We start from the raw sequence: 11,667 nt of genomic DNA on the forward strand, positions 1-11,667 counted from the left end.
ACTTTCACCACCGGCTCGTTCGCCACGGGCGCGCGCCGGTCGCGCTAGCGTGCTGCTTATGATCATCCGTACCTGGAGAGGCTGGACGCGGGCGGCCGACGCGGCCGACTACGAGGCATACCTGATGCGCACCGGATACGCCGAGTACACCGCCACCCCCGGCAACAAGGGCGCCTACTTCACCCGCCGCGACGCCGGGGACCGCACCGAGTTCTTCCTGATCACCATGTGGGACTCGTGGGAGGCGGTGAAGGCGTTCGCCGGTGAGGACCCGTCCGTGGCCGTCTTCTACCCCGAGGACGAGCGCTTCCTGGGTCGACAAGGAGCTGACCGTGGACCACTACGACATGTTCGCCGGCACGTAGGACGGACGCATGATCACCAAGACCCGGCGTTCACCGCTCCTTCCGCAGCCAGCGGGTGATGCCCAGCGTCTCCAGGAACGGCAGGTCGTGGCTGACCACGATCAGCGCCCCCCGGTAGGCCGACAGGGCCTGGGAGAGCTGGCGGACGCTGGACATGTCGAGGTTGTTCGTGGGCTCGTCCAGGAGGAGCAGGTGCGGCGGGGGCTCGGCCGACAGCAGCGCCGCGAGCACCGCGCGGAACCGTTCGCCGCCCGACAGCGTGCCCGCCGCCCGCTCCGCCCGCTCGCCCCTGAACAGGAAGCGCGCCAGCCGCGCCCGCACCTCGTTCACCGGCGCTGACGGCGCGAAGCGGCGGACGTTGCCGAGCACGCTCAGCGAGTCGTCCAGCAGGTCGAGCCGCTGCGGCAGATAGCCGGTCGGGACCGGGTGGTCGCCGTCCGCGACGCTCCGCAGCAGGGTCGTCTTGCCGGACCCGTTCGGGCCGACCAGGGCGATCCGCTCGGGGCCGCGGACGACCAGCTCCGCGATCGGCTCGCCGTCCTCCTCAGGCCCGCCGCGCAGCTCGTACAGGCCCGTCAGGTCCGGCAGGGTGAGCACCGTGCGGCCGGCCGGGACCGCCGTCTCCGGCAGGGTGACCCTGATCTCGTCGTCCTCGCGCAGCGCCTGCTCGGCCTCGGTGAGGCGGTCGCGGGCCTGGTCCAGCTTCTCGGCGTGCATGGTGCGGTGCTTGCCCGCCGAGACCTGCGCCGCCCGCTTGCGGCCGCCCATGACGATCTTGGGCTCGCGTTTGGTCGCGTTCATCTTGTTGCCGTACCGGACCCTCCTGTCCAGCTTGGTCTGCGCCTCCTCCAGCTCGCGTCTCTGCCGCCGGACGTCGCCCTCGGCCGCGCGGACCGTGCGCTCGGCGGCCTCCTGCTCGGTCTCCAGCGCCTCCTCGTACGCGGTGAGGTTGCCGCCGAACATCCGTACGGCGCCGTCCCGCAGGTCGGCCACCTGGTCCACGAGGTCGAGCAGGGCGCGGTCGTGACTGACGACCACCAGCACCCCGGACCAGGAGCGGACGGCGGCGTAGAGTCGGCGGCGCGCGTCCAGGTCCAGGTTGTTGGTGGGCTCGTCGAGCAGCAGCACGTCGGGGCGGCGTACGAGGAGCGCGGCCAGCCCGGTCATGACCACCTCGCCTCCGGACAGCGTGGCGGCGGTGCGGTCCAGGTCCAGGTGGCCGAGGCCGAGCCGGTCGAGTTCGGCGCGGGCGCGCTCCTCGACGTCCCAGTCGTCGCCGATCACGGTGAAGTGCTCGGCGGCGACGTCCCCGTTCTCGATGGCGTGCAGGGCGGCCCGCCGCGCGGTGATGCCGAGCAGGTCGGCGACCGTGCTACCGGTGGCCAGCGGGAGGTTCTGCGGGAGGTAACCGATCTCGCCGGCCACGCTGATCGTGCCCGAGGACGGGCGCAGTTCGCCGGCGATCAGCCGGAGGAGGGTCGACTTGCCCGACCCGTTGACGCCCATCAGGCCGGTGCGGCCGGGGCCGAAGGCGACGTCGAGGTCCGACAGGACGGGCGTGCCGTCGGTCCACTCGAACGAGATGGCGTCACAGACGATGGAAAAAGACATAAGGGCGGCTCCCTGACGTGTCTAGAAATTTCGGGACACGTGGAGACACCGCGCGCGCAGGCCGGGAAGACCGGAAAAGAGATGGCCGAAAGAGAGGCGATCGTCTGAGGTCGGGCATGCGCACAGCGAAATGGCGCGGCGTCTCGGCCTCAGATCTCCAACAGGATCACCTCAGGGGTCGGCGACAAGGACGCCGAAACCATACCCGCTCGACCCTCCGAGATCAAGGGGTGGAGCCAACTCCACCCCCGTCGTGCACCTGAATCCATTCACCGGGCGGGCCGCGATCCCTAGCGTCGTCATCGAGAACTCCGACGGGACGGGGGATCGGTCATGAGCGAGATCACGCGGCGGTCCGCAGGACCAACCTGCGCTTCCGGCACGAGCCCGAGTACTTCCACCTGGCCGGCTCCACCGAGCAGGTCGTCAAGGCGGTGCAGGAGGCGGTCCGGGCCGGCCGCCGGATCGCCGTGCGCAGCGGCGGCCACTGCTACCTGGGTCGTCCGCAGTGCCTGGCCTTCAGGCCGGGGGTGAAGCGGACTCTCCCGCGCAGCGGGGCAGGGAAAGCCGGATCGCCCCAGGCGATCCGGCGTCTACGCGGCTCGGACCGGGCGGTTCTGTTGCTCGATGTACTGCCGCAGGACGCTGACCGGAGCGCCGCCCACGCTCCCTGCCAAGGAGGAGCCCGACCACAGCTTGTTCGCCCGGTAGTAGTGGCGGGCCAGTTCGCCGAACTCGGTGCGCAGCCGCCTGGAGGACACCCCTTTCGACGAGTTGACCAGGCAGGACAGTGCGACCTTCGGCGAGAAATTCACCATGTCTACCTGTTCTGATGTCTCCACGCTCAGCCATGAACAATGGCATGATCATGGCGTGCAGCTGCGGTACAACTTCCGGCTCCACCCGTCTGCGGGTCAGCGTCAAGCGCTGGCTCGGGCGTTCGGGTGCGCACGGACGGTGTTCAACGACGGGCTGCGCGCCAGGCAGGAAGCCCACGCCGGCGGTATGCCGTACCTCTCGGATGCAGACCTGTCCCAGCAGGTCATCACCCAGGCGAAGAAGACGCCGGAACGCGCCTGGCTGGGCGAGGTCTCCGCCGTGGTACTCCAGCAGGCACTGGCCGACCTGAACACGGCCTACCGCAACTTCTTCGCCTCCCTGTCGGGCAAGCGGAAAGGACCGAAGGTCGCGCCGCCCCGATACCGCTCCCGCAAGGACAACCGGCAGGCGGTCCGGTTCACCAAGAACGCCCGCTTCACGGTCACGGCGGGCGGGAAGCTGCGCCTGCCGAAGATCGGCGACGTGCCGGTGCGATGGTCTCGTGATCTGCCCGCCGAGCCGTCGAGCGTGACGGTCATCAAGGACGCGGCGGGGCGGTACTTCGCCTCGTTCGTGGTCGAGACCGGCGCAGATCCGTTGCCGCAGACGCCGCACGAGGTCGGTATCGACCTGGGGCTCACCCACTTCGCGGTGCTCTCAGACGGCCGGAAGATCGACAACCCGAGATTTCTGCGCCGCGCCGAACGACGGTTGAAGAACGCTCAGCAGGCCCTGTCCCGCAAGGCCAAGGGGTCGGCGAACCGGAAGAAAGCCGCGGCCCGGGTCGCCCGTGCTCACGCCAGGGTGGCCGACGCGCGCCGGGACTTCGCCCACAAGCTCTCCACGCAGATCATCCGCGACAACCAAGCGGTGCACGTGGAGGACCTGTGCGTGAAGGGCCTGGCCCGCACCCGGCTGGCCAAGAGCGTTCACGATGCGGGCTGGTCGCAGTTCGTGACCATGCTGGAGTACAAAGCCGGACGGTACGGCCGGGGCTTCGCCAAGGTCGGCCGGTTCTTCCCATCGAGCAAGTCATGCTCGGCGTGCGGCGCCGTCGCGGGCACGATGCCGCTGACCATCCGGTCGTGGACCTGCCCATGCGGAGCGGTCCACGACCGGGACGTCAACGCCGCGATCAACATCCTCGCCGCCGGACGGGCGGAGAGGCTAAACGCCTGCGGAGGGACCGTAAGACCCGCCGCCTAGCGGAGGGCAGGACCCAGCGAAACAGGAAGCCACAGAGGTGCCGCACGTGCGGCACGGGCTGAATCTCCGGCCTTAAGGCCGGGGAGCGCGTCAAGAGAACTTCGTCGGCGACGGGCATTACCTGGGCTCTACTACGACGGGAACTACGCCCGCCTCCGGCGGGTCAAGCGCCGCTACGACCCGCGTGACGTCTTCCGCCACGCGCTGTCGGTGCGGCCGTAGGGCCTGGTCAGGAGGCGCGCCGGCGCTTCTGTTGCGTGCCGCAGTTGCCGTAGCCGTCGGAGCCGCCGGAGGCCCGGTTGTCGAAGAACACGTACCGGCTGGACTCGCTGGTCCGCGTCGTCCCCTGGAAGGCGACGCACTTGTCCTTGGCGTAGGCCTTCACCGGTCCCGCGTAATACTTGTAGTCACTCTTGTCCTGGTAGGTCCGTTCGGGGCTCTGGACCCAGAGGGTCGCGGTGGTCCAGGTGGGCACTCCCACGTACCTCGACTTGATGGTGACGACGCAGTTCTCTCCCGTACGCGCGCTGTAGAGCAGGTGGACGTGGGCCCAGACGACGCCCTCGCGGTCGGTCACCGGCCGGGTGCCGTTCGCCACCTTCCCGAAGCCGGGACCGCACACCTGCTCGGGGGTGTGCCCGCCGTGCGCGGCGGCCGGTGAGGCGGTCAGAGCGGTGGCGAGCAGGGCCGCCGAGACGAGTCCTGCCGTGGTTCTGCTCATCATGAGATGTCCTCCCGAGTCGTGGACGGTGATCACGAGAGTGCGGGGCGGGGCGATTGTCCGGAACCGTCCGGCGTGAAGTGCGGACAACGAGTTGTCCGTGGACAAACCGGTTCTCGTCAGATGATCATCGGAGAGGGGGCGGGAAGGGGGCGGTCGCGATGGAACGCAGGGCGGGCAGACCCCAGGGCCGGCCGAGAGGGAGCACGGAACAGGCCAACGCGCTGGCGGAGTTCCTGCTCGGGCTCACCGGCGGGACGACTCTCCGCGAGCTGGCCGGGCGTTACCACGTGAGCAAGACGCTCTGGGGCGAGTACCGTTCCGGCGAGAAGATCATCCCGCTGGAGTTGCTCCGGCGGCTGGTACGCGACCGTACGCCTGACGAGCGCACCCGCCGGACGCGCCTGGAGACCGCCGAGCGCCTGCACGCGGCAGCCCTCGCCACAACCCCCCAGCCCTCCACCGCCCTCACGGAACCGTCCCCCGCCTCTCCCGCGTCCGTCGAGGCGGCCCCGCCCGCCGGCCATCCCACGTCCGCCGAACCGGCCCCGCCCGCCGACTCTCCCGCGTCCGTCGAACCGATCGGTCCCGCGGCGGGTGGGGTGCCGGTGGGACGGCGTAGGCGGCGTCCTCTGCTGTTCATCGGCGTCGCCGGGATCGTGGTGCTCGCCGTGCTCGTCGCCCTGGCCGGGTGGGAGCCGCCGAGCGCGCCCGGCGTCCCCGCGAGCGGCGTCGTGACGGCCCCGCCTGCCTCGGGCGCCGGGGTGTTCTCCGTCGGGCCGGGCGGCCGGGGCGTCTTCCGGTGGGACGGCGGGGAGGAGTGGACGAAGATCGGGGACGCCGCGAAACGCCTCTGGGCCGGTCCCGCGGGCCTGTTCGCGACGGGCATGGACGACCGGCTCTACGTGTACGGCGGGAGTCCCGGCGTCTGGTCACCCATCAGCGAGCCGGGCGCCGACTTCGCCGTAGCCGGTCCACGGTTGCACCGGCTGGCCGCGGACCGCCAGTCCGTCCACGTCTGGGACGGGCAGGGCACCTCCTGGACCTGGATCGGCGCGCCGGCGACACGCCTGTACGGCGGCACGCGAGGCCTGTTCGCCGTCGCCCCCGGCACCGGCTGGATCTGGTTCTACCGGGACAGACCCGGCCACTGGGACTTCGCCGGCACCGAGGGCGCCTCGTTCGCGGTCACCGGCCAGGGCCTGTACGGCCTCACCCCGGATCGCGGCGCGGTGAACCGCTGGACCGAGGGGGAGCCGCCGGCGTCACGGCGGCGATGGGTCCACGCGGCGGGCCCCGCGGGCGAGCTGTACGGAGGCGCCGCGGGCCTGTTCTCCACCGACCCGCCGGGCGCGAGGCTGCGCGTCCTGCCGGAGCCGGGACCGGGGGCCTGGCAGGACATCGGCCCGGCGGGCGCGGAGACGCGGGTGGGCGGCCGGGCGGTGTACGTCCTGGCCCGGGATCGTTCGCGGATCCTCCGCTGGACCCGCGGCACCGGCGCCTGGCAGCGCATAGGCGGACCCGCCCAGACCCTGGCGGTCTGGGAGGACCCGGAAGGTCAGGCCGAACCTCACAGGGCGGGTTAACCGGGGGTTCACCGGTCACCCGTACGTTGACGGGCCATGAGCTGGAAGTACAGGGCCAACGCGACGCTAGAAGGACTGACCGGTTACACGATCACCCGCGCCGGGAGGCGGCGGGCGGCCAAGGCGCCCGAGCCGAGGCCCGCGCCCAGGCCGGCGCCGGAGACGCAGCGGCTGCCCGACGACGTGGTGCGCGAGCCGGTGGACCCGGCGCACGACCGGCTGCTCCGCGAGCCCGTCTTCCTGCTGTCGTCGGTGCGGTCCGGCTCGACCCTGCTGCGGGTGATCCTGAACTCCCACAGCCGGATCCACTCGCCCATCGAGACGCACTTCCGCCGCATGACCGTGGCGTTCGGCACCGACCCCGTACGGCAGGCGATGCGCCTGCTCGGCCACACGCACGCGGACGTCGAGCACCTCGTCTGGGACCGGCTGCTGCACCGGGAGCTGTCGCGCAGCGGCAAGCCGATCCTGGTGGAGAAGACGCCGAGCAACGTGTTCGTGTGGAAGCGCCTCAGGACGTGCTGGCCCGACGCCAGGTTCATCTTCCTGCTGCGGCACCCGATGTCGATCGTGCAGTCCTGGCACGAGGCCGACCCCGTCAAGCGCCCCATGGCGGAGGCCGTGCCGCGGACCCTCGCGTACATGAACTACCTCCAGGAGGCCCGCACCCACCTGGAGGGCCACACCCTGCGCTACGAGGACCTGGTCGCCGAGCCGGAAGGGGCGCTGAAGGACCTCTGCGCCTTCCTCGGCGTGTCCTGGGAGCCCGGAATGCTCAACTATGGAGACAAGGATCACGGGACGTTCCAGAAAGGGGTGGGCGACTGGCGCGACAAGATCAAGAGCGGTACGGTCGTCGCTGGCCGCCCGTTGCCCCCAAACGACGAGCTGCCTCCCGAGCTCGAGGAGATCTGCAGGCTCTGGGACTACTGCTGACGAGCGCGGCCATTTCGTTATCCGGCTCCGGCAGAGTTCGCTTGCCGTTCTCCCGTGGTTCGCACCCCGATCTCACACTGCGCCAAAGGTGTCCTGCATGATCCCCGCTCCCTCACGTCGCACCCTCCTGGCGGGTGCGCTGGCCGGCCTGTCCGTCCCCGCCGCCGCGTCGCCGGCGCAGGCCGCGCTCGTCTCCCGGCCCAACTTCCTGGTCATCCTCGCCGACGACCTGGGGTGGGGTGAGATCGGCATCAACGGGCAGAAGAAGATCGTCACGCCGAACATCGACCGGCTGGCGGCCGACGGGGTGCGGTTCGAGGCCGCCTACTCGGGGGCGCCGCTGTGCGCGCCGTCGCGCTGCTCGCTGCTCACCGGCCTGCACGCCGGCCACTCCACCGTACGGGAGAACCCGGAGGGCGGCCCCCAGCGCGCGCTGCGGGAGGGCGACCTGACCTTCGCCGAGCTGCTCCAGCTGGCCGGCTACCGCACGGCGTGCATCGGCAAGTGGGGGTTCGGCCCCGAGCTGCCCGGCCAGCCGTCCCATCCGAACGAGCGCGGCTTCGACGAGTTCTTCGGCTACATCAGCCACCGCCACGCCCACCAGTACTTCCCCAGCTACCTGTGGCGCAACGGCGGCAAGGTGGCGATCACCGGGAAGAAGTACGCGCCCGACCTGTTCCTGCGGCAGGCCGTCGACTTCATCAAGAAGCCGTCCGACCGGCCGTTCCTGCTCTTCTTCCCGACGAACCTGCCGCACTCGCCGAGCGAGGTCCCCGGCAACGCCGGCCGCTACAAGGACAAGCCGTGGAGCCGCGCCAACCGGCGCCACGCCGCCCAGGTCACGCTGCTCGACTCGTACGTGGGCGAGCTCGTGGGCGCGCTGCGCGAGGCCGGGGTCGCCGACGACACGATCGTGCTGTTCATGAGCGACAACGGCCCGCACCGTGAGAAGGGCGTGACGCCCCGGCTGTTCGACTCCAACGGCCCGTTCCGCGCCGACAAGCGCGATCTGTACGAGGGCGGCATCCGGGTGCCGCTGATCGCCTGGTCGCCGAAGATGCGCTCCCGGGTGGAGACGCGGCCGGTGGCCTACTGGGACCTGATGCCGACGCTGGCCGACCTGGCAGAGGTGCCGGTGCCCGACGGGATCGACGGCCGCTCGTTCCGCGGCATGCTCAGCGGCGGTGCCGGGCCCGACCACGACCACCTGATCTGGAACCGGCCGCGCAAGGCGCAGGCGATCCGCCGCGGCCGCTGGAAGGCGATCAGGTTCGCACCCGGCGTCGAGGGCGCGGGCCCCGACGGCAGGATCGAGCTGTACGACCTCGACGAAGACCTCGGCGAGCGGAAGGACCTGGCCGCCATCAGGCCGGACGTGGTCTCCGAGCTGATGGACCTGCTCGACCGGTCGATCGGCCCCGACCCGCGCCGCCCGTACGGGCTCAGGGTGACGGCCTCGGGCGACCGCGTCACCGTGACGCTCGTCAACGGCTCGGCCGTCACGTGGCGCAAGGTGCGGCTCGGGCTGACCCTGCCGCGCGGGGGCAAGGTGACGGCCCGCAGGGAGGTGGCCGAGCTGCTGCCGGGCGAGGAGACCAGCGCGACCTTCCGGGTTCCCGGGCGCGGCCTGGTCACCGGGTCGGCGGCCTTCCGCTCGGGGAAGAAGCGGCACACGTTCCGCAGGACCTACCGCCACCAGCGCAGCCTTGTGTGAAATATCGCATCATTCGGCAGCCCGTGATGTGAAGCGTGTACAAAGAGGGCTATGCCAGAGCGGGCGGATGATCTCTCCGCGGTGATCTCGGCGGTGCTGACGGGCACCCGCCTGCTCGTCGGCATCGCCGCCCGCTCGCTCGGCGCGGTGGCGGACCGGGTCACGCTGTCGCAGTTCAGGATGCTGGTGGTGCTGGCCACCCAGGGGGAGACCAAGCTCGTCACGATGGCCGACCTGCTGAACGTCAACCCCTCCACGGCCATGCGGATGGCCGACCGGCTGGCCGCCGCCGACCTGATCGTGCGCGAGGTCAACCCGCTCAACCGCAGGGAGAGCCTGATGCGGCTCACCCCGGAAGGCCTGCACGTCGTGGACGAGGTGACCGCCCGCCGCCGCGCCGAGATCGGCACGATCGTGGCGCGCATGTCGCCGGAGCAGTGCCGCGCGCTGGTCGCGGCCATGAACGCCTTCAACACGGCGGCCGGTGAGCCTCCCGGGGAGGGCCCGCACCCGCTGGGCTGGCCCGAGGGCTAGGACGTGATCGGTTTGGGCAGGGCGGCGATCGCCTCCTGGACCGTGCCGTACGACCTGAACCGCTTGGTCAGGCCCGTGACGTCGAGCACCCGCTGGACCCGGGGATGGAGCTCGCAGAGGACCAGGACGCCGCCGGACGCCTCGGCCCCGCTCGCCGCCGCGATCAGGACGCTGAGCCCCGACGAGTCGCAGAACTCGACGCCTTTCATGTCGACGACGACCTTCGCGGGCTCGGTGCTCGCGATGGCCTCGGCCATGCAGCGGCCGCACTCGGCGGCCGTAGCGATGTCGAGCTCACCCGACAGGCTGAGGACGGCGGCGCCGCCGTTGGGGGTGATGATCCAGGAGAAGCCGGGCTGCATGTCTCCGCCCTCCTAAAGTGTGACATTTCACCCTTGAGCTCACCATTGCACAATGCAATGAATCCAGGCAGTACCCAAGAAACAACGCCAACATGCGCCGAGTCCCGTTAATCTCGCCGCTGCGCGTCAACGATGTGACTCAGCGCTACTGGAGCGTACGTCCTGCAAGCCACGATTGCCAGCCCCGGCATCGTACGGGCACATTGAGCGCATGGATCCGGTCAACCTGCGCGAGTACGAGCAAGCGGCCAAGGACAGATTAGACCCCGATCTCTACGACTATTTCGCCGGCGGAGCCCAGGACGAGGTGACGCTGCGTGCCAACGAGGCGGCGTTCCGGCGGCTGATGCTGGTGCCCCGGGTGCTGACCGGCGCCGGCGAGCCCGCGCTGGACGTCACGATCCTGGGACGGACGGCGTCGATGCCGGTGCTGGTGGCGCCCACCGCCTTCCACCGGCTGGCGCACCCGGAAGGGGAGCTGGCCACCGGGCGGGCGGTCGCCGCGGCCGGGGGCATCATGATCACCGCGATGTTGTCGACGGTGGCGATGGAGGAGGTGGCGGCCACCGGCGCCGAGCTCTGGTTCCAGTTCTACCTGCAGCCGGACCCCGGCTACACCGAGCACCTGGTGCGGCGGGCGGAGGCGGCGGGATGCCGGGCGCTGGTGATCACCGTCGACTCACCCGCGCTGCGGACAGGGGAGCGGGCCAGGAGCGCGCTGCTGGAACTGCCGGCGGGACTGTCGTGCCCCAACCTGGGCGGCGACGGTGACATCCGGCAGGTGACGCTCTCTCCGGAGATCTCGTGGGAGCACGTGGACCGGCTGCGCCGGACCACCTCGTTGCCGATCGTCCTGAAAGGCATCCTGCACCCGGCCGACGCCGCCCTGGCGGTCGCGCACGGCGCCGACGCGATCATCGTGTCCAACCACGGCGGACGCCAGCTCGACTCCGCCGCCGCCACCATCGACCGCCTCCCGGCGGTCGCCGACGCGGTGGACGGCCGCGTGCCCGTCCTGCTGGACGGCGGCGTACGGCGCGGCACCGACGTCGTCAAGGCGCTCGCCCTGGGCGCCCGCGCCGTCGCGATCGGCCGGCCCGTGGTGTGGGGGCTGTCGGTGGCGGGCGCCGACGGCGTCGCTCACGTGCTGGCGCTGCTCCGCGCCGAACTGGCCAACGCGCTCACCCTGTGCGGCCTCGGCTCGGCCGGCCAGGTGCCGCGCGACCTGGTGGTCACCGACGGCCCGGCGGCAGCGCCGTGAAGTCGGCGAAGTCGAACCCCGGCGACACCACGCAACTGACCAGGACCTCCTGGCCTTCCGCGGGCCTGGCCGACTGCCACACGCCGCCGGGCACCACGGCCTGCGGCACCTGCCCGCGCTCGACGTCCGGCCCCAGGATCACGCTCTCGTCGCCGATCGTCAGCCGCAGCGGACCTCCCCGGTGCCACAGCCACACCTCGTCGGAGCGCACCATGTGCGGCACCGACTCCTCGCCCGGCCGCAACAGGAAGTAGATCCCGGTCGCGGAGGCCCGGGCGCCCTCGTACCCGTCGGGCCGGAACGTCACCCCGGCCCGCCACGTCTCCCTGAACCACCCGCCCTCAGGATGCGGCAGCAGGTCGAGCGCCCGCGCGACCGGCGGCCGCGGCTCGAACCCCACCGGCGCCCCGGTCACGTCCCGCCGCAGGAACCGCGTCCCGTCGAGCACGAGCTGCCCCTCCAGCCCTCGCGCCAGCGCGTCCTCCTCGCCGGCCACCTCGAACACCGGCCCGTCCGGATAGATCATCAGCTCCATCCGGCAGATTTTACGGG

General features: G+C 71.1%; 12 protein-coding genes and 1 pseudogene. 8 read left to right on the forward strand and 5 right to left on the reverse strand.

Annotated elements, in window-relative coordinates:
• The first annotated feature begins 58 nt into the window (after nucleotides 1–58).
• Nucleotides 59–424, forward strand: a complete 366-nt coding sequence (locus tag ACZ6YG_RS03395; RefSeq protein ID WP_466017095.1) for a hypothetical protein — start codon at nucleotides 59–61, stop codon at nucleotides 422–424.
• On the opposite strand, the gene ACZ6YG_RS03400 is transcribed toward ACZ6YG_RS03395, so the two are convergent.
• Complete coding sequence (locus ACZ6YG_RS03400) at nucleotides 396–1,976, reverse strand: ABC-F family ATP-binding cassette domain-containing protein (protein WP_397197503.1); 1,581 nt, start codon at nucleotides 1,974–1,976, stop codon at nucleotides 396–398. The two genes, ACZ6YG_RS03395 and ACZ6YG_RS03400, sit on opposite strands and share 29 nt — an antisense overlap.
• A gap of 593 nt (nucleotides 1,977–2,569) precedes the next feature.
• Nucleotides 2,570–2,794 (reverse strand): IS200/IS605 family transposase, encoded by a 225-nt coding sequence (locus ACZ6YG_RS03405; protein WP_466017096.1) that lies wholly within the window; start codon nucleotides 2,792–2,794, stop codon nucleotides 2,570–2,572.
• Nucleotides 2,795–2,849: 55 nt separating this feature from the next.
• Here ACZ6YG_RS03405 and ACZ6YG_RS03410 point away from each other — a divergent pair, with 55 nt between their 5' ends.
• On the forward strand, nucleotides 2,850–4,001 hold the full coding sequence (locus ACZ6YG_RS03410; RefSeq protein WP_466017097.1) for an RNA-guided endonuclease InsQ/TnpB family protein: 1,152 nt from the start codon (nucleotides 2,850–2,852) through the stop codon (nucleotides 3,999–4,001).
• A 138-nt stretch (nucleotides 4,002–4,139) separates the two neighbouring features.
• Nucleotides 4,140–4,223 (forward strand): annotated as a pseudogene (locus tag ACZ6YG_RS03415) (BBE domain-containing protein); the annotation flags it as partial.
• A gap of 7 nt (nucleotides 4,224–4,230) precedes the next feature.
• On the opposite strand, the gene ACZ6YG_RS03420 reads toward ACZ6YG_RS03415, so the two are convergent.
• Nucleotides 4,231–4,725: a hypothetical protein gene (locus tag ACZ6YG_RS03420; protein ID WP_466017098.1), complete on the reverse strand. Its 495-nt coding sequence runs from the start codon at nucleotides 4,723–4,725 to the stop codon at nucleotides 4,231–4,233.
• A gap of 158 nt (nucleotides 4,726–4,883) precedes the next feature.
• On the opposite strand from ACZ6YG_RS03420, the gene ACZ6YG_RS03425 reads away from it, so the two are divergent.
• From ACZ6YG_RS03425 to ACZ6YG_RS03440, 4 genes are all read left to right on the forward strand, one after another.
• On the forward strand, nucleotides 4,884–6,308 hold the full coding sequence (locus ACZ6YG_RS03425; RefSeq protein ID WP_466017099.1) for a hypothetical protein: 1,425 nt from the start codon (nucleotides 4,884–4,886) through the stop codon (nucleotides 6,306–6,308).
• 36 nt (nucleotides 6,309–6,344) lie between these two features.
• Nucleotides 6,345–7,244, forward strand: coding sequence for a sulfotransferase family protein (locus tag ACZ6YG_RS03430; protein WP_466017100.1), 900 nt, complete (start codon nucleotides 6,345–6,347; stop codon nucleotides 7,242–7,244).
• A 97-nt stretch (nucleotides 7,245–7,341) separates the two neighbouring features.
• Nucleotides 7,342–8,958: a sulfatase-like hydrolase/transferase gene (locus ACZ6YG_RS03435; protein ID WP_219545374.1), complete on the forward strand. Its 1,617-nt coding sequence runs from the start codon at nucleotides 7,342–7,344 to the stop codon at nucleotides 8,956–8,958.
• A 51-nt stretch (nucleotides 8,959–9,009) separates the two neighbouring features.
• Nucleotides 9,010–9,492, forward strand: a complete 483-nt coding sequence (locus ACZ6YG_RS03440; protein ID WP_148030530.1) for a MarR family winged helix-turn-helix transcriptional regulator — start codon at nucleotides 9,010–9,012, stop codon at nucleotides 9,490–9,492.
• Here the strand turns inward: ACZ6YG_RS03440 and ACZ6YG_RS03445 are convergent.
• Complete coding sequence (locus ACZ6YG_RS03445) at nucleotides 9,489–9,854, reverse strand: anti-sigma factor antagonist (RefSeq protein ID WP_148030531.1); 366 nt, start codon at nucleotides 9,852–9,854, stop codon at nucleotides 9,489–9,491. The genes ACZ6YG_RS03440 and ACZ6YG_RS03445 overlap by 4 nt on opposite strands.
• Nucleotides 9,855–10,065: 211 nt before the next feature.
• Between ACZ6YG_RS03445 and ACZ6YG_RS03450 the strand changes: the two genes are divergently transcribed.
• Nucleotides 10,066–11,115: an alpha-hydroxy acid oxidase gene (locus tag ACZ6YG_RS03450; RefSeq protein ID WP_345482527.1), complete on the forward strand. Its 1,050-nt coding sequence runs from the start codon at nucleotides 10,066–10,068 to the stop codon at nucleotides 11,113–11,115.
• Here ACZ6YG_RS03450 and ACZ6YG_RS03455 read toward each other — a convergent pair.
• Nucleotides 11,087–11,650, reverse strand: coding sequence for a cupin domain-containing protein (locus tag ACZ6YG_RS03455; protein ID WP_364232596.1), 564 nt, complete (start codon nucleotides 11,648–11,650; stop codon nucleotides 11,087–11,089). The genes ACZ6YG_RS03450 and ACZ6YG_RS03455 overlap by 29 nt on opposite strands.
• Nucleotides 11,651–11,667 lie beyond the last annotated feature (17 nt).

It is taken from the genome of Nonomuraea sp. NPDC054003 (genome assembly GCF_055585125.1).